The 18,083-nt window shown below is 62.4% G+C and carries 17 protein-coding genes; 12 read left to right on the top strand and 5 right to left on the bottom strand.

The genetic code is table 11. The features are described from left to right. Positions 1–292, bottom strand: a 292-nt coding sequence (locus tag JWN03_RS15970; RefSeq protein WP_297615202.1) for a GntR family transcriptional regulator, incomplete at its 3' end; no start/stop codon positions are given. Between the two features lie 228 nt (positions 293–520). Between JWN03_RS15970 and JWN03_RS15965 the strand changes: the two genes are divergently transcribed. From JWN03_RS15965 to JWN03_RS15930, 8 genes are all read left to right on the top strand, one after another. Then, entirely contained in the window at positions 521–1,549 is a 1,029-nt protein-coding gene (locus JWN03_RS15965; protein WP_297615200.1) for a MaoC family dehydratase, read from the top strand. Between the two features lie 9 nt (positions 1,550–1,558). Then, complete coding sequence (locus JWN03_RS15960) at positions 1,559–2,749, top strand: CoA transferase (RefSeq protein ID WP_297615198.1); 1,191 nt, start codon at positions 1,559–1,561, stop codon at positions 2,747–2,749. Positions 2,750–2,945: 196 nt separating this feature from the next. Further along, complete coding sequence (locus JWN03_RS15955; protein WP_297615196.1) at positions 2,946–4,331, top strand: ABC transporter substrate-binding protein; 1,386 nt, start codon at positions 2,946–2,948, stop codon at positions 4,329–4,331. A gap of 43 nt (positions 4,332–4,374) precedes the next feature. Next, a complete protein-coding gene (locus JWN03_RS15950; protein WP_297615195.1) occupies positions 4,375–7,122 on the top strand; it encodes a branched-chain amino acid ABC transporter permease/ATP-binding protein in 2,748 nt (915 codons plus the stop codon). Next, complete coding sequence (locus tag JWN03_RS15945; RefSeq protein ID WP_297615193.1) at positions 7,119–7,841, top strand: ABC transporter ATP-binding protein; 723 nt, start codon at positions 7,119–7,121, stop codon at positions 7,839–7,841. The genes JWN03_RS15950 and JWN03_RS15945 overlap by 4 nt, the downstream gene beginning before the upstream one ends. A 110-nt stretch (positions 7,842–7,951) precedes the next feature. Next, positions 7,952–8,314, top strand: coding sequence for a hypothetical protein (locus JWN03_RS15940; protein WP_297615191.1), 363 nt, complete (start codon positions 7,952–7,954; stop codon positions 8,312–8,314). Between the two features lie 42 nt (positions 8,315–8,356). Continuing rightward, positions 8,357–9,646 carry a nitrate- and nitrite sensing domain-containing protein gene (locus tag JWN03_RS15935; protein WP_297615189.1) on the top strand — a complete coding sequence of 430 codons (1,290 nt, stop codon included), beginning with the start codon at positions 8,357–8,359 and terminating at the stop codon, positions 9,644–9,646. A 368-nt stretch (positions 9,647–10,014) separates the two neighbouring features. Continuing rightward, positions 10,015–10,311: an ATP-binding protein gene (locus JWN03_RS15930; protein WP_297615187.1), complete on the top strand. Its 297-nt coding sequence runs from the start codon at positions 10,015–10,017 to the stop codon at positions 10,309–10,311. A 129-nt stretch (positions 10,312–10,440) separates the two neighbouring features. On the opposite strand, the gene JWN03_RS15925 is transcribed toward JWN03_RS15930, so the two are convergent. The 3 genes from JWN03_RS15925 to JWN03_RS15915 are packed head-to-tail and all read right to left on the bottom strand — an operon-like array spanning position 10,441 to position 12,411. Next, on the bottom strand, positions 10,441–11,481 hold the full coding sequence (locus JWN03_RS15925; protein WP_297615185.1) for an LLM class flavin-dependent oxidoreductase: 1,041 nt from the start codon (positions 11,479–11,481) through the stop codon (positions 10,441–10,443). Next, positions 11,478–12,149 (bottom strand): NADPH-dependent F420 reductase, encoded by a 672-nt coding sequence (locus tag JWN03_RS15920; protein WP_297615183.1) that lies wholly within the window; start codon positions 12,147–12,149, stop codon positions 11,478–11,480. The genes JWN03_RS15925 and JWN03_RS15920 overlap by 4 nt, the downstream gene beginning before the upstream one ends. A 4-nt stretch (positions 12,150–12,153) precedes the next feature. Then, a complete protein-coding gene (locus JWN03_RS15915) occupies positions 12,154–12,411 on the bottom strand; it encodes a (4Fe-4S)-binding protein (protein ID WP_297615181.1) in 258 nt (85 codons plus the stop codon). A gap of 148 nt (positions 12,412–12,559) precedes the next feature. On the opposite strand from JWN03_RS15915, the gene JWN03_RS15910 reads away from it, so the two are divergent. After that, positions 12,560–13,069: a MarR family winged helix-turn-helix transcriptional regulator gene (locus JWN03_RS15910; protein ID WP_297615179.1), complete on the top strand. Its 510-nt coding sequence runs from the start codon at positions 12,560–12,562 to the stop codon at positions 13,067–13,069. A gap of 191 nt (positions 13,070–13,260) precedes the next feature. On the opposite strand, the gene JWN03_RS15905 is transcribed toward JWN03_RS15910, so the two are convergent. Continuing rightward, positions 13,261–13,434, bottom strand: coding sequence for a hypothetical protein (locus JWN03_RS15905; protein WP_297615177.1), 174 nt, complete (start codon positions 13,432–13,434; stop codon positions 13,261–13,263). Positions 13,435–14,241: 807 nt separating this feature from the next. On the opposite strand from JWN03_RS15905, the gene JWN03_RS15900 reads away from it, so the two are divergent. From JWN03_RS15900 to JWN03_RS15890, 3 genes are all read left to right on the top strand, one after another. Continuing rightward, a complete protein-coding gene (locus tag JWN03_RS15900; protein WP_297615175.1) occupies positions 14,242–15,522 on the top strand; it encodes a GDSL-type esterase/lipase family protein in 1,281 nt (426 codons plus the stop codon). 493 nt (positions 15,523–16,015) lie between these two features. Beyond that, positions 16,016–16,639 (top strand): TetR/AcrR family transcriptional regulator, encoded by a 624-nt coding sequence (locus JWN03_RS15895; protein ID WP_297615173.1) that lies wholly within the window; start codon positions 16,016–16,018, stop codon positions 16,637–16,639. Positions 16,640–16,978: 339 nt separating this feature from the next. After that, positions 16,979–17,323 carry a DoxX family protein gene (locus JWN03_RS15890; RefSeq protein ID WP_297615171.1) on the top strand — a complete coding sequence of 115 codons (345 nt, stop codon included), beginning with the start codon at positions 16,979–16,981 and terminating at the stop codon, positions 17,321–17,323. Positions 17,324–18,083: the final 760 nt, after the last annotated feature.

The following is an 18,083-nucleotide window of genomic DNA, read 5'->3' as shown; positions in this document are numbered from 1 at the left end:
TGGCCATCCGGGTGTCTTCGGACAGGCCCATCAGGTCATCGATCGAACCGACCTGGCGGACGTAGCCGCTGTGCGCCGTCTGGGTGAAGGTGCCCCGGCCCGGAACCCGATAGACCATGCCTTCGGCTACGAGGTCCTGGAACGCACGCCGAATCGTCTGCCGGCTGACGCTGTAATCATTGGCGAGCTCGACCTCGGTGGGGAGCTGGCGGCCACCGTCGAAGGCCCCCTGCAGGATCTGCACCTTCAACTCCCGGGCGACCAACTGATAGCTCGAATCGGCACGCGGCAAAGTGTTCGTCCTACCTGTTCGGGAACCAGCGGTCGACAAGGGAAATGTCATTATATTCCGCCCGTGCCGCCGGTCCTGCGCTCGGCGTATTGGCGGTGGACAGGGTAGCGAGGTCCCTCTATAGTAACCCGCAGACATATTTGGCCGTACAAATCCCGGTGGCGCGGGTGGCCACGTCATACGACGTGTGTGCCTGTGCGAAGACGCAGCGTCACCGGAGGAGTTTCTATGAATCAGATCGACGCCGATTGTCGGCGTGAAGTGAGCGACCTCGGGTACGGGCCATTTTTCGAGGACCTCGTCAAGGGTCAGGTGTTCGACTCGGCCCCGGCGGTGACATTGACCGACGGGCTGGCCACCGCCCACCGGATGATTGTGGGAACGCGACTGCGACTGCCCTTGGATGCCACTCTCGGCCAGGCCGTCACCTCGCATTCGCGCCCGCTCGCGGATCCGAGTCTCGTATGGGACCTGGCGATCGGGCAGTCCACCGTGGTCACCCGGCACGTGAAGGCGAATCTGTTCTATCGAGGCCTGCGATTCCATCGCTTCCCGCACATCGGAGACACGCTGCACTCCCGTACCGAGGTCGTGGGTCTACGGCAGAATGCGCCGAAGCCGGGTCGCCCGCCGACGGGGATGGCCGCACTGCGGATCACCACAACCGATCAGGACGGTATTCCGGTACTGGATTTCTATCGCTGCGCCATGTTGTCCATGGGGGACGAATCCCTCGCCGACATCCCTGGAGCAGTCGATGATCTGTCGAATATCGGTCCGCGCCAACAGCTCCCGTTCGCCTCGCCACCGTCGTGGGATTTGCGGGAATTCCGGGCGAGGGTGCCTGGCCAGCACTTTGCCGAGGACCTGGTCGGCGCCCGTTTCAGCAGTACCGGCGATGTGGTCGGCTCTGCCCCCGAACTTGCCAGGCTCACATTGAATATCGCTGCTGTGCACCATGATTCGCGTATCTCCGAGGCCGGACGCCTGGTGTACGGCGGGCATACGATTGCACTCGCGCTTGCACAGACAACCCGTGCGCTGCCCAATCTGGTCACGGTATTGGGGTGGCATCGCTGCGATCACGTCGGCCCGGTCCGGGAAGGAGACACCCTCTACAGCGAAGTACGCGTGGATTCCGCTGCGCCGTCCGCGAACGGTGTGGTGGTGAACCTGAGTGCGGTGGTGCACGCGGACCGGCCGGGCGCGGAGCAGTCGCAGGTACTGCGCTGGCAATTCGCCGCGCTGATGGCGTGAGGAGCACCGATGACAACAACCGCACCTAGCGCCTCGGCCCCGCTCTCGGGGCTGCGAATCGTAGAGATTTCGAGCTTTGTGGCGGCGCCGCTGTGCGGATTGACCCTGGCACAGCTGGGAGCCGAAGTTATCCGGGTGGATCCGGAGGGCGGGGCTGCCGACGTCCACCGGTGGCCGGTGACCGAGTCCGGGGAAAGTATCTACTGGACCGGTTTGAACAGGGGAAAGCAGTCTGTCGTGCTCGATCTGCGGTCCGCCGCGGGACGTGCGGCGGTACGCCGGTTGATCACCGCGCCCGGTGCGGGTGGCGGAATCCTCGTGACCAATTCCGCCGGATCGAGCGCATTGACTCACGCATCCCTCACGGGACTGCGGCCGGATCTGATTTCTCTGCAGATCCTGGGTAGGCACGATGGGGGAGCGGCAGTCGACTACACCGTCAACGCGGGTGTCGGGTTTCCGTCGGTGACAGGGCCGCTGGACCAGGGCGGGGTGGTCAATCATGTACTGCCCGCATGGGATATCGCGTGCGGACTCTATGCGGCGCTGGCGGTCGCATCTGCTGTGCGGCGACGTGAACGCGATGGTGCGGGCGCCCAGATCTCGCTCGCACTCGACGACGTAGCACTGGCCACCGCGGGCACGCTGGGATTCCTGACCGAGGTGCAGGTGAACGGCCGGGAGCGGCCGCCGGTAGGCAACGGTATCTACGGAACCTTCGGAAATGATTTCGAGACGCGGGACGGCGAGCGGTTCATGGTGGTGGCATTGACCTCTCGCCATTTTGATGACTTGGTGAGAATCACTGGAGTCGTACAAGCAGTCGATGCGCTCGAGGTTGCACTGGATGCTGATTTCACCGATGAGTCCGACCGTTATGAGCACCGCGAGTTACTGGTCGCACTCTTTTCCGCATGGTTCCGCAGGCATGATTCGGAGGAGGTCGCGGCGGCGCTGAGCGCCTCCAGCGTATTGCATCAGCGATACCGGACCTTCGCTCAAGCGTGTTCGTCTCCTGACGTATTGGATAATCCATTGTTTGCGAAAATGGATCAGCCACGAATCGGTACCTATCTGGCGCCGGCGTTGCCGATCATTTTCGATGGCGCGTACCTGCGGGTCGGGGTAGCGCCGAAGTTGGGTTCGGACACCGCCGACGTGCTCGATGCGTACAACGTCACTACGCAGGTCACCATGTAGTCCGGCTGTTCGGAGACGATGCTAGGGCGCCACGAGGTGCTCGGTTTCTACGCGCGACCCCAGGTGTAGTTTTGCGATGGTCGCGATTTTTCGATGCCGTCGATCGAGGGTTTCGGACGGCCGTGCAAGTTTCTCCGATCCCTTGATTCTGTGAGACCTAGCACATACTATGTTGCATACGGATACGGTCGACTGAATGAGCGCTGATGAATACGGGACTGTAATTCGATCAGGTGTATCCAGGTCGGGCCTCGCGTTTTCTGAGGCGTGTCGACCATTCGATGAAATCGACGTCGGGCAGTATCGCCGCGATAGTCGCGAAACAGAAGTTAGGACGCGAACAATGGCAGAGAACCGTCGACGAGGTCGGGGATCGTCCGTTGCGAAGAGGCTCGCGCTGGTGCTAGTGGCATCCGGCCTTGCGCTAACGGCGTGCACCAGCAGCTCGAACCCCGACGTGGGCGGCTCCATCGGGTCCACCACTGTGCTGCCGAGCAAGCCTTCGACCGGGGCACCGATCTCGGTCGGCTACATCAGCCCGGAGGGCGGCGCGACCGGTCAGGTGCCGGAAGCTCGTGAAGCCGCCCAGGCGGCCGTGCAGTACATCAACTCGAATCTGGGCGGTGTCCAGGGGCGGCCCGTGAATCTGGTGGTGTGCAAGGAAAAGGAGGATCCGGCAACGGCTCGTGACTGCGCGAACCAGCTTGTCGCCGCCAATGTCGTGGCTGTGGTCGCACCGGTGACCTCGCAGGGGGACGCGATGGTGCCGATCATCACCGGCGCCGGCATCCCCTTCGTGACAGGGCTCGGAGCGAGCAGCACGGAGATGACCTCGAACGGTGCGTTCGTGCTCAGTGCGGGAGTCCCCGGTGGCTTGGCGGTCGTCGCGAAATACGCCGTCCAGCAGAAGTACAAGAAGGTCGCGTTGGTCGGTGTGGATGCCGGCGCCGTCATGGCGGGTCTCAAGGTGATCGCGGGCCCAGTTTTCCAGCAGAGCGGTGTGCAGTTGCAGACCATTGGAATCCCGATCGGCACGCCGGACGCGACGCCGCAGATCAGCGCGGCACTCGAGGGTAACCCCGACGCTATTACGATCCTCGGCGACGGGCCGCTGTGCACGTCGGTTTTGAAGGCACTGCAAACGCTGGGGTCGAAAGCGGACAAGTTGCTGTTTCAACTCTGCGTGAGCCCGGACGTGATAAGCGCGGTGGGTACGGCTGCCGCCGGCGCACATGTTCTCGGGTATTCCGACGTGACTTCCGAGGATGCCGAGGCAGTTCTCTACCGGACGGTCATGTCGAAATACGCACCCAATACCGCGGTCGGTGGCACCGCCTATATGGGATACCAGACAACGCTCGGCCTGTACCGCTCGATTGCCGGATTGCAGGGTGACGTGACTGCTGCCGCGGCCATGGGTGCGATGAATCAGGCGACAAATGTGGATCTCCCTGTTGGGCACGGTCTGACATTCACCTGCGGCGGAAAGACGCAACCTCTGCTGAAGGCTATCTGCGGATCCGGCGCGATCATCACCACGCTCAAGGACGGTAAGCCGGTCGATCCTCAGGTGTTCAAGTAATACATCGGGGTATCGCAGATGGCGAACGGATTGGTTATCGACGGTGGATAAGAACATAGCATTTCTGGCGCTGGGTCTCGGCAACGGCGCGGTGTACGCAGCGCTGGGTCTGGCGCTGGTGATGACATTCAGAAGCTCGGGTACCGTTAATTTCGGGACCGGTGCGACGGCATTATATGCTGCCTACACCTACGCGTTTTTACGCAAGGGACAGCTATTGATTCCCCTGCCGGGTCTTTCCGGCAACGTATCGTTGGGGCGCCCACTGGATGTCGTGCCGGCGATAATCATCGCGCTTGTGATTGCGGCCGCCTTCGGTGCATTGTTGTATGGGTTGGTATTTCGTCCACTCCGCAATTCCTCGTTGATTGCCAGGGCGGTCGCTTCGATCGGTGTCATGTTGGTGTTGCAGGCCGTACTGGCGCAGCGGATCGGTACGAATCCCATTTCGGTGTCGCCGATTTTTTCCGCCGATACGATTTCCATCGGCGGGTCCCGGATCCCGACTGATCGGCTGATCCTGGCCGGCATCGTGGTGGCCATCGCTGCGCTGCTGTCGCTCGGCTATCGCTTCACCCGATTCGGCCTCGCCACCCGGGCCGCGGCGGAATCGGAGAAAGGTGCGCTGGTCATTGGCCTGTCTCCGGATCGGATCGCTTTCGGGAACTGGGCACTCAGTACTGCGGTAGCGGGAGCGAGCGGAATCCTCATCGCTCCGATCGTCCCGCTGGTTCCGATCGCCTACACGTTGTTCATCGTGCCCGCGATGGCGGCGGCGTTCGTCGGGAATCTCGGCTCGATGTTCATTACCGTGTTGGCCGGGCTCGTCATCGGTGCGCTGCAGTCCGATGCCACACACCTGGAGACGACGGTCTCGTGGTTCCCGAAATCGGGTGTGGCGGAAGCTATTCCGCTGCTGTTGATCCTGGTGTTTCTGCTACTCCGCGGGCGCCCGCTGCCCTCGCGAGGAACGGTGGTTCAGCCGTCGCTGGGGCGCTCGCCGCGCCCGCGCAGGCTCCTCTCGACCTCTGCGGTGGGTTTGATCGCGGGGGTGATCCTGGTGGTCGCGACTACCGGCAATTACCGGTCGGCGATCATCGTTTCCTTCATTGTCGCGATAATCGCGCTATCCCAGGTCGTGGTCACCGGATTCGCTGGGCAGGTGTCGCTGGCGCAGTTGACCCTCGCCGGGGTTTCGGCATTCACGCTCAGTCGCCTGACCGAGAATTTGGGTGTCCCGTTCCCGATCGCACCGTTGCTGTCGGCGCTGGCAGCGGCCATTGTCGGTGTCGTGGTGGGGCTTCCGGCACTGCGGGTGCGTGGACTCCCGCTGATGGTCGTCACACTGAGTTTGGCGGTGTTCCTCGAGGCCTTCTGGTTCACGAACAACTCCTTGAACGGCGGTATCACCGGTGCCCCAGTGCGCGCGCCGCGGCTGTTCGGTGTCGATCTCGGTATCGGAGCCGGTCAGGACTATCCGAGAATTCAGTTCGGAATATTGTGCCTCGTAGTGCTGGTTCTCGTCGGCCTAGGGGTAGCTCGCCTGCGGGTAAGTCGTTATGGCGCAGCCATGTTGGCTGTCCGTGCGAACGAGCGATCCGCCGCGGCCGCGGGCGTCGATGTAGCGCTCACCAAGCTGGCTGCGTTCGCAATCGGCGCCTTTATTGCTGGACTGGGGGGCGCGCTGCTCGCCTACCAGCAGTCGATCGCCACCGCTCCGACGTACACGGTGTTCGCGGGAATCGGCTTGTTCACGATGGTCTACGTCGCCGGAGTCACCTCCGTCTCCGGTGGTGTCCTTGCGGGTGCGCTCGGAGCGGGCGGCATCGTCTTCATGCTCATGGACCGCCTGCTGCATCTGGGTGACTTCTACGCGACCATCAGCGGAGTGCTGTTGATCGTCACGATTATCAAGTACCCGGAAGGCATTGTGGGACAGGTACATCGAACGATCGAGCGGCGAAGGGCGCCCGCTCTGCACGCCGTGGAGCGGCTCGGCGACGATAGCTTTGCCAACGGGATCGCCCCGGCCGCTGCTCGCCGAAGTGTCGGCCGGAAGCGATTGCTGGAGACAACGGGTCTCGCGGTGCGCTATGGCGGCGTGGTCGCCGTCGATGATGTCAGCATCGCCGTGCACGAGGGCGAGATCGTCGGGATCATCGGGCCGAATGGCGCCGGTAAGACAACTTTGATCGATGCGATCAGCGGTTTTGTGCAGGCGGAGGGTGAAGTCCTGCTGCATCGGACGCCGATCCACAGACTCAAACCGCACCGCCGCAGCAGACGTGGCCTCGGCAGAACATTCCAGGGCGTGGAGTTGTACGACGACATGACCGTTCGAGAGAACATCGAGGTCGGGTTGGGTGCGGCTCGTGGGGGGAAGCGGTCGACCGGCAAGGATCTGCATTCGCTGCTGGGCCTGCTCGGCCTGCAGGAGGCCTCCGACCGGCCGGTGTCGATGTTGTCGCAGGGCCAGCGGCAACTGGTGTCTGTGGCCCGCGTACTCGCCGGCTCGCCGGCCGTCGCCCTGCTCGATGAGCCGGCCGCCGGTCTGGACACCAATGAAAGCCGGTGGCTCGGTGAACGACTGCGCACAGTGCGCGACTACGGCGTGACAATCGTGATGATCGACCATGACATGGACCTGGTTCTGGAGGTCTGTGATCGGATCATCGTCCTGGACCTGGGCAGGGTTATCGCGCAGGGGACGCCGGAGGCGATTCGCCACGATCCCGAAGTGATCCGTGCCTACCTCGGAACTCCGCATACGACGGCGGTGGGTCTGTCATGAGTCTGCTCGAGTGCCGAGAGTTGTCGGCGGGCTATTCCGATCGGCCGGTCGTCCGCGACGTGGATTTGTCCCTGCACGGCGGTGAGGTGGTATCGCTGCTGGGCCCCAACGGTGCGGGCAAGACGACCCTGCTGTTGACCTTGGCGGGATTGTTGCCGAGCCTCGGAGGGATGGTCGAAGTAGGCGATGTTGTGCTCGCTGCGGGCAAGCCGCGTACGGCGTCCAAGGCCGGTGTGGTCCTGGTCCCCGATGATCGCGCCCTGTTCCGCGCCCTGACCACGGAGCAGAATCTGCGCCTGGCCGCGCGCCGCAGGTCCGATGTCGACCGCATCCTGGAGTACTTCCCCGGGTTGAACTCGCGCCTGGGTGTTGCGGCGGGACAGCTGTCCGGTGGCGAGCAGCAGATGCTCGCGATCGGCCGGGCGCTCGCCAGGCACCCGCGTGTGCTGCTGATCGACGAACTGTCCATGGGGCTCGCCCCGATTGTGGTCGAGTCGATTCTCCCGGTCATCAGGCGAGTCGCCGCCGAGGAGGACATCGCGGTGCTCCTGGTTGAGCAACACGTGCGACTGGCCTTGGGGATCTCCGATCGGGCCGTGGTGATGGCGCACGGGCGGATCGCGTTGACCGGCGACGCGGGCGAGTTACTGGAGCGCCCCGAACTCATCGAGGCGGCATATCTCGGCCGGAGAAACGGCTCGCGCGCGGAAAATGCCTGAACTGTCAAGGTTTTGGAGGGTGATGCTGCTGCACCACGATGTAGTCGAATGACCGAGGCCTTCGCCTCACCACTGAATTCTCGCAACAACTTGAATCAACGGAGATAGTAATGAAGAAACGCAGCGCCATGGGGCTGGTAGCCCTGGCAACTTTTACCGTTTTGGCCGGAGCCACAGTGTCGCCCGCTCAGGCTGATGATCCAGGTGTGGCAGCGGACTGTTCCGTCCTCGGACAGGTCGCGGGAAATGCAGTCGGCCGCCTCACCCCGATCCAGTCCCTGCCCGACGATCAAAAGCAGGCGGCCCGGGACGGGTACATCAGTGAACTGCAGGGGACTTTGTCGAGCGTGAATTCCTCGCGCGGGCAGGCCGATCTTCAGGCATACATCAGTGCACTCCAGAATGCCAGCAGTCCGGCCGATGCGCAGGGAGTTCTCACTGCCATTATCGCGTTGCAGAACGACTGCCCGTAGGCGATAGGAGAAGCATATAGAGAAGTTCTAGGAGCAGCAGCTGTGCCCGTTCTCGCCCCCTCCCACACCTGGGATCGAGAGCGGGCGCGCTATTTTGGCCATCGAAGGGAATTCGCGATGTTCGGAGCAGGGCTCGGAGTACGTGCACGCATATTGGCGATCGCACTAGTTCCGAGTCTGGCTCTGGTGGTTATTGGGGTGGGTTCGGCAGCCTACTCTGTCGAAGGCAGCAGGCAATCGGAACAATGGGCTAAGGGGCTGCAACGCGCGATTACGCCGACTCTCGAGCTGATAAAAGCAGTGCAGGTGGAGCGCCATCTGACCATGGCATACCTGACGGGGGATAGTTCGGCAACAGTGAGGTTGCCCGCTGCACGGCAACGTTTCGATATTGCGGCGCGGCGTTTGCTGGAATCGTCCAATGATCTTCAGCGGGTGCACGATTCCGCGATCGTTGACGATACCGTGAGTTTCAATTTGCTGGCCGACAATCTCGCCAAAGTTCGGGCAGCGGCCGATGCGAAGAAGCTCCCTGTGCTGCAGGCGTACACCTTCTATAACCATGTTGTCGACGGTGTCACTCTCGGCTCAGGCGTCGCTCAGCAGGCTGGTCCGGATGCGAGCGCTGTCGGGATCTCTGAAAGCCTGCGGCTGCTATCCGCGGTTGACGCAATATCGCGTAGCTACGCTGTCGGCTATGTGCTGGTCACCGCGGGGTCGAACGCATATTTGCCTTTCACCGAATTCATTCAGCAGGCCGGCTACTACCACACGTCGATCGGTCGCCTGGCTGTGGAGACGGACACGACTGAACGCGCGAGAATAAATGCGATCGTCATGAGCGCAGACTGGTCACAGCTGTCTGCAATCGAGAGCGCTGTCTCGCAGCGCGCCGTCATCGAGGTGGCATACGAGTCCAGTGGCCGTAGCCCTCGTTCGATTGTCGATCAGGGGGCACCATATCTGCCGTTGATGGTGGGCCAATGGCAGAGTGCCGCCACGGGCGTAGACCAGGCGCTGATCAACTTGTGGATCGCCGACAGCGATCGGACCCAGGCGTTGGCCGCGGATCGTGCGCACCGATCGGCGATAAGGGCACTCGAGGTCGGCGTCGCGCTTCTGACGATCAGTCTCTCGGCGATCGTTGTGGCCGTGTTCCTCGCCGGCCGTATCATTCAGCGGCTCCAGAGACTTGGTGGCCGAACGCTCGAGTTCGCCTATGACAGCTTGCCTGCAATCCTGCAAAGCCTGCGTGACGGCCGACCAGTGGAACCGATGATCGCGATCGACGAATCTTTGTTGCTCGACTATGGACGGGACAAGATCGACTAGGTGGCCATGGCATTTCAGAATGCTCACAATGCAGCGGTTACCGGTGCGGTTGGTGAGGCCCATATCCGCGGATCTGTACAGGCGGTATTACTTGACATCGCCCATCGAAGCCAGGTCTGGCGCACAAGCAACTCGAGATCCTCGGTGCGGCCGAACAGTACGAGGAGAACCCGGCAGTTTTAGAGACACTTTTCTGGTTGGACCACTTGGCGACCAGGGAACGGCGGAATGCTGAAAATCTGGTGATCCAGGGTGGCGGTGAGCTCGGACGGCAGTGGCGCACCCCGGCTCCTCTTATGGAGGTAGTCCGCAGTGCGGTGGGTGAGTCTCTCGACTATAGGCGGGTGCGGGTGACTCGGATTCCCGATGTGACTGTGGTCGGCGCCGTCGTAGCCGATCTTGTTCACCTGATCGCTGAGCTCGTTGATAACGCGACAACGTACTCGCCGCCGACAGCACAGGTTGAGACGTATGGCAATCCAACCGTCGAGGGTGTGATCGTCGAAGTTGAAGACCAGGGGATCGGCATGAGTGAAGCCGAGCGAGCCGAAGCGAACGAACTGCTATGCAACCCAACAGATTTCGATGTGACAACCCTGACAGCCGACCCTCGGCTCGGAATGTTTGTTGTCTGGCCGCGCGGCACCACGTTTCGGTGCGACTGACGGAATCCGACTACGGCGGAATCCGAGCCACAGTACTCATCCCTTCAGATCTCGTGCGTGAGCAGCGCTGATACCGGTTCGATGAGCCAACTCGTGATGGCGTTCATGATCGCACACCCCGGCATTCGCTCAGTCGGCAAGCAGTTCGCGGACCTGGGGGATTACTTTGGTGCCGTATAGCTCGATGTTCGTGAGGATCTCGTGCTGGGTCATACGGCCCATCCCAAATTTGAGGTTGAAGCGGGTGGCGTCGAGGTTTCGGAGGTTGGTGGCGATCTTGCGGGCGACGGTGTCGGGTGAGCCGACGTAGAGGGCGCCGTCTGGGCCGATGTCGCGGCGGAGTTGCTCCTCGGTCGGAACGCGAAGCCCGCGTGCGGGGCCGACTTTGCGCATCATTTCATGGAACCGTGGGGCGAACTGCTCGAACGCCAGTTCGTCGGTTGCGGCGATGTGCCCGGGTCCATGTACTCCGATGGGGAGTTGATCGCGGCCGAGGCGTGTAAGCGTTTCGCGGTAGAGGATGGAGAACGGTGCGAAGCGGGCTGGGTGGCCGCCGATGATCGCGAGCATCAGGTTGTAGCCGAGAGATGCCGCGCGGATGACCGATTGCGGGCTGCCGCCGACGCCGATCCAGGTGGGCAGCGGAACCTCGGTGTGCGGGACGATGTCCTGGTCGGTCAGCGCCGGACGGGTCGTCCCCCGCCAGGTGACCGGACCGCCGTAAAGGATCTGGGCGAACAGATGGGCCTTCTCGTCGAAAAGTGTGTCGTAGTCGGCGAGGTTATAGCCGAAGAGCGGGAAGGATTCGATGCTCGAACCGCGGCCCAGGATCACCTCGGCGCGCCCGTTCGAGACCGCATGCAGGGTCGAAAAGCGTTGGAACACACGGACCGGATCGTCGGAGCTGAGCACGGTGACTGCCGAGCCGAGACGGATCCGCTCGGTGCGCCCGGCGATCGTTGCGAGCACCAGATCGCCCGCAGGCATGGGGAAGTCGTCGGTGTGGTGCTCGCCGATGCCGAAGACGTCGACGTTGACCTGTTCGGCCAGCACGCCCTGTTCCACCACATCGCGGATGGACTGGGCGTGGGAGAGCGGGAGACCCTGGTCGTCAGCCATCCGGTCGCCGAAGGTGTCCAGGGAGAACTCTAGGGGGAAGCGAATTGTCATGACAGCACCTCGTTTTCGAAGTCATTGCGGCGTAATTCCGCGCCGAAGACCGGTCCGCCGGGCTGCAGCATGCGGCCGGCCGCCAGGCTGGGCAGCCGGACGGCGTCGTAGCCGATGTGTTCGACGACGTCGGCGATGATCGCGACGGCATCCGGTTCGTCACTGGCGACGCCGAGGGCCCGGCGGTCTGGCGTGCCGGGGGCGCGTCGTGCGTCGGCGAGGTCGTGATATCCGATGTGGTTGAGGGTTTTGACCACTGTCGCGCCGGGCAGCAGATTCGCCACAATCTCGCTCGATCCGAGGTCCGGGTCATCGAACAGGGGTTGCGCGCCGTCGATCGGCGGCCAGTAGTTCATAGTGTCGACGACGATCTTCCCAACCAAGCATTCCGGGTCGATGTCGGTGATGTGGTGCAGTGGGATCGCCAGTATCACCACGTCCGCCTCGGTCATCGCCTCGGCGGCCCACCGAGCTCGCGCACCCGGCGCGAGCAACTCGATGATCAGTGCGATGTCCTCCGGATCGCCCGACGCCGAGATCGACACTGAATATCCGGCGTCGACCAGCACCCGGGCTAGCACCGGCCCGGTATGCCCTGCGCCGAGCACCGAAATCCGTAGCGGCGCTTGGCCGCTCCCACGGGGCCCGCCGATCGCCACGTCGTGCATGCGATTACGCCTCCGGCGCGGTGCGGATGCGGCCGTCCTCGGTGCGGTAGCCGAGGGCGAAGCTCGGGCAGCGATCGATGACCTCGACCAGATCGTCGACGGTGGCCGCGCTCAGGTCGATCCAGGGACGACGGTTTCGGTCGAAGACCGCCGGCAACCCGCGTAGGCATTCTGCGGCATGCCAGCAGCGACCGGCCTCCCAGGTGACAGTGATGCCCGGCGTGGAGTACTCGCGTAGCGGCCGGGACTGATTGTGGGACATGGGATCACCCCTTCGCTCGGCACCAAGGCCGTGGTGTGCACACCGTATTCATGACTTCAACAATGAAATGAAGGGTACGCTCATTCAGTTAAACATGCAAGTCATGACCAAGGTAGCATCACTTGAATCATGAAGTTATACTGAGCCGATGGAGACCCCATCGGAGCCGCGCTGGCTCGACCACGAAGAGCGAGATGCCTGGATCGCGCTCGAAAGCATCCTGATGCGGCTGCCGACCGCGTTGGATGCGCACTTGCAGCGCGACGCGGGCATCAGCCATTTCGATTATCTGGTGCTGGCCGGGCTGTCGATGGTCGACGACCGCACCCTTCGGATGAGCGATCTGGCCTCCTTCGCTGGAGGCTCCCTCTCGCGCCTGTCGCAGGTGGTGAGTCGACTGGAGAAGCGTGGCTGGGTCACCCGCCGCCCAGACCCCACCGATGGCCGCTTCACCATCGCCACCCTGACAGCCGGCGGCTGGGACGTGGTGGTCGCGGCCGCACCGGGCCACGTCGAGAACGTTCGCTGCTACGTCTTCGACCACCTCACCCGAGCCCAGGTCCGGCAGCTGGCCGTCATCGGCCGTCGCGTTGTCGGTGCGATCGATCCGCAGCACCCCGCCCTCGTCGGACTACCCGGAACAGACACGGGCACCTGAGTGTGCCCGGATCAGAAGTGATCTGCATGCACGAACCGCATAGGGCGAAGCCCCATCTTCTTCCCGTCCGATGCGAGATCGGCCCCATCAGATCGGCCTCTTCGAGGGAGGCCTCTGGGTCTCGAAAGCGGATTGAAGTTCGGCCTGACAGTTCGAATTCGCCCGCGCTGACCGGTTAAACCGTGCGCGGATCAGCCAGCCCCGGCGCGACGATAGGTATCCGGCCGGGAGAATGAGCGCAGATTCATCAATCCGGGTAGCGCATTGCTGTTCGCCAGGAACTCGCGGCCCCACCGCGGCAACTGACCGATCCGCGGAGGCAATTCGCGCAGCACCATCTTGCTCGAGTTGAGGGCTCGTGACATGCAGTATAAAATATCAAATCTATACATAGAGTGAATGGCGGCCCGCCGAGGAGGCCGACATGGACAGCGAGCCCTTAGTCGACAAGTCTCGCCGCTTCGAACTGGGAGGGGTCATCCTCGGTGGAAGCACATGAATGGTCAGCAATAAACTCTGGCCCGCAATGCCTACGTCGAGATGATCAAGCTGCGGCGACCTGACCGGTTCGACCCGCACCACCGTGGAGTCGATCGGCTCGACCGCCACCCATGTCTCATAGCGTTCATCGCATCTCCCCGACGATGACATCGACCTCGTCGGCAAGCAGTTGGATCGGTCCGTCCCAGATGGGGTGAGTACACCGGGGTGAAACAGCGCTGGGGTGTTGTCCGGCGTTGTGCCGAAACCGAAGCTCGCACCGGTAAACCCCGCGTCGCCGTAGCTGCTGTAGTCGAAAACCTCCTGGACGAGTATGTGGTCCGCTCGCTCGGTGAGGCTCAGCACAGCCAGCGGCAACAGGTCCCTGAGAACCGTCAGGCTCGAACATAGCATCTACTATTCAAAGCGCCATGACCAGAATGCCGGGCTCCCTCACAGCCGTGACCTCCCGTACGAGAGCAGGATAGACGACCCGACGACATGGTCCCGGCCTCATGGCCTCTGTGGGCCGGTTCGAATCCACTGTTGCCTTTGCACACCATATATATTATATATGAGCGACCCGCTATCCACATTCGTTCGCAGGCTCACAGTCGGCATCGCAAGCTGTAGCGTCTGCGCGAGTAACAGGCGCGGCGGGAGTTGAGCGCCTGGAAAGAAGAGGATTGATCGTGAGAAGACGCACCACAGCAACCCTGGCTTTGTGCGGGTTGTTCGGCTGGTTAGTGGTCGCCGCAGGACCAAGCCAGGCCCAAGGATCTGACCAGCACTGGGTGGCCAGCTGGGCAGCGAGCCCTACCGATGCCGCGACGCTTGCCGATGCGGTCGGATTGCCAGTTCCAGGACCGTTGACGGAACAGACCTTCCGCATGATCGTCACCCCGCACCTCGCGGGTGGGTCCCTGCGAATCCACCTGTCGAACCGGTTCCAGTCCGCCGCTCGCACGTTCGGTGAGGTCACGGTCGGAACCGCCGGGGACGGCTCGGTGCAGAACCCCGTATCTGTCACCTTCAACGGGAAGAAGGAGGTGACCGCGGCGGCTGGCCAGGATGTGATCAGCGATCCTGTCGCCTTCCCGGTTAAAGCGTTCACGCCCCTTGCAGTGAGCATTTACGTGCCTGGGCTGCAGGCTGGCCCAACCAAGCATTGGAACGCGAACGCCAGTTCGTTCTACTCCCCACCTCTTCTCGGCAATTTGACTAAAAATACGGATAATCTCGGCGTTCCGCTCCAGACGAAGGCGTGGTTCTTCGTCGATGGGGTCGACGTCGAGGCTTCGAGTCAGACACAGGCCGTGGTGGCTTTCGGGGATTCCATCACTGACGGCCTCGTCGCAGCGACCGCTGCCAGTCTGCCCGCCAGCTCTGATGTTGCCGACAAGAACGGTCGCTACCCGGATGACCTGCAGCGCCGGCTCATCAATGCCCAAATTCCGGTATCTGTAGTCAATGCTGGAATCAGCAGCAACCGGCTGTTGACCGATGGGTCCGGACAGTTCCTCGGGCCCAAGGGGCTGGACCGGCTGAAGGCGGATGCTCTGGATCAAGCCGGGGTAACAGGTGTTCTGCTACTCGAAGGAATCAACGACCTCGGCATCCCCCCGACGACTTCTACCGGAGACCAGCTGATCGCAGGCTATGAGCAGGCAATCACCGCGATACACAATGCAGGCAAGAAGATCTGGCTCGGCACGCTCATGCCCGCATCCAACGCTCTGTTCGATGGAACCTTGTTTGCTCCGAAAAGCGAGACCTATCGGCAGCAAGTAAATACCTGGATCAGAACAAAGGCGAAGGTAGACGGTGTAGTCGATTTCGACGCTGCAATGCGCGACCCGTCGAACCCCGCCGTCCTCAAGCCCGACTACGCAGGACCGGATAATCTCCACCCGAACCTAGTCGGATACCAGGCGATGGCCGACGCCATTAACCTAAATATGCTGCACAGCTAACAGATCGCAACGAGCCCCGGTTGTGGCGTCGGCCCTGGAGAGATCATGCGGCCTGACACCCATCGGGGCTCGTCGTGAATGTTCGAAGTCGCGTTCAGTAGTTGGTGGTTCAATGAATTGCATTTCGATGTCGCGGTAGTGCACCAGTGGCCGCCAATCGCCCCGGAGCCGTTCGAAGGCTGTGGCGACCTGTTCTTTGGCGAACGCGCGGAGCTTGATCGGCGGTTGTGCCAGGTTTATCATTGTTTCCGCAGCAATGTTGTGGCGGTCTGCTGGGCTGCGCTGTCCTCGATGCTGGCGGAATGCAATACCGTCAGCATCGATTCAAGATTGGTCGAATGTAGATCTGCCAGTTCGGTGGTAGCTACGGCACACACCCCCGAGGCGGCGCGGGAGCCAAGGAAGATACTTGGAAGCGACGCGACGGTGGTGCTGTCGTCCAGCGCAAACGGACTTTACCCCAATTTTCATCCCGGCCCGTACAGTGGGCTTCATGGATGGGCCCGTGCTACCGCTGACAGCCGCCCGCGTCGAGCGCGCCGATGCGGTACGAAATCGGCTGCATCTGCTGGCCACCGCGCGGGCGATCATCGCAGCAGAAGGTGTGGACAAGCTCACCATGGACGGCCTGGCCGAACGTGCCGAACTCGGCAAGGGCACGGTATTTCGCAGGTTCGGCACCCGCTCGGGCATCTTCCAGGCGCTGCTCGACGACGCCGAACGAAGCTTCCAGCATCAAGTGCTATCCGGGCCGCCACCATTGGGGCCAGGTGCCGCGCCCCTGGATCGGCTGGTCGCCTATGGCCGCGCTCGTGTCGGTTTTCTGTTCGAGCATCGCGTGATCGCGCGCGCCGCCCTGGACGGTCGCCAGTCGGTACCAGTTGGATCCGAGGCGACCTTGTCCCGCATGCACATCCGAATGCTTTTGGGGCAATTGGCTCTTTCCGGTGCCGACCTCGAGGTACTCACATTGCAACTCACCGCGGCCCTGGATGGACCTTTGCTGCTGTACTTGTCGGCGACCGACCTCACCGACGTGGCTCTCCGTGGTGAACAGCGAATGGCCCAGGGATGGCAGGATCTCATCCACCGCGTCTGCTACCGAATGCTGCCCTAGCTAGGGCTCGATACGGGTGAATTGCGTTGCGAGCCTTCGAATGCTGTTCACCCGCAAGTGATTTCAGTGCGCTCATGGACATCCGGAGGCACCGCCGCACGATTGGTGCACGTCGAGGAATGGCGAAGCCGGTATGCAGTAGCAGCTTCGAATCCGGCCCGGGCAGAGATACGCGCTGGGGACCTGCGCTGGGTGTCGTAGTTCTGGAGTCGACTGAAGGGCCGGCCTTACCTCCAACGCATAGGTGGGGTAAAGTCCGTTTAAGGCGTTAGTGGGTGCGCACCGCGCAGCTCCAATGACAAGCGTCGCTACTTTGCAACCCGACCCAAAGGACCCCGCATGTTCATCGTCACCGCCATTGTCTCGGCTGTTCTAGCGGCACTACTGGTCTTCTCCGCAGTGGGCAAACTCCGCAAGGATGCTGCCCAGGTCAAGGTTATGGAAACCGTGGGATTTCCCCTCGATAAGCTGTGGCTCTTGGCCGCATCCGAACTCGCCGGCGATGTCGGCCTCGTCGTCGGGCTGTTTTGGTGGCCGATCGGTGTGGCGGCCGCAGTCGGGGTCATCCTCTACTTCGTAGGGGCGGTTGTCGCGCACGTCCGTGTACGAGACAACCCCACCAACGCCGTTGTGATGCTGGCCGTCGCTATCGCGGTCCTCATCCTCCGCTTGGTGACAATCTGATGTGAAGGACGATCTGCGGAACATCGCAGCGGTTTTACCACCGGCTGAGGACAATGGTTGGAGCTGGCCGAGACTTTGCTGAACGGGTGCCGGACCGGGGGCATGGTGGCCGCGGCGCTTTCGGTAGTGCTCGCGGGCTGCGGCTGGGCAAGACGGCCACGGCGAGGACCCAGACCTGATCGACAAGCAGCCGGCCGGTCGTTCTTGATCGGTCACGACGCTCGGGTAAGTTTCGCACGTCAATAGTTTGCGAACCGTTGACGGATTACCCGGCCGGCGCCTCGGGCCTCTTCGCACGAAGGTCTGGGGCGCCGGTGTTCCATACCGTCACGCAAGGACGAACTAGGAACCGGCGCACGGGTTTCCCTCGCTCTTGTTCAGGGAAAACACGGCACTCGTGTTGTCGGCGACGACCATGAGCTCATCGAGAAGCTCGGAGGTAAGGATCCCCGTTCGTACGGCTCTGAACGCTGCTTTCGATAGCGGCTCGGCCGAGATTCTCTACAGAACTCCGCGGTCCACGCCAAGCTGATCCCTCCCTAGCCCAATTCACCGCGGGTTTCAGGTTCACGAACGTTGCGATACTCCTGGCCTTCCAACCCTTTGAGTACGCGGGTTCAGCCACCCACTGCCGCGGCGTAGGTAGTCGGATTCGAGTACTCGAAGATGCGGGTGATGAGTCCGTTGCCGATGTCCACCAAGAAGAGGTAGTCGTTGCGGTATACGCGGTCGGAGCCGGCGACGGCGTTGTTGCCGCGCA

This window comes from Nocardia sp., from assembly GCF_025465275.1.
GTDB lineage: Bacteria > Actinomycetota > Actinomycetes > Mycobacteriales > Mycobacteriaceae > Nocardia.
The sequence above is the reverse complement of the archived record's forward strand: the minus strand, read 5'-3'. Positions and strand labels throughout refer to the sequence as shown.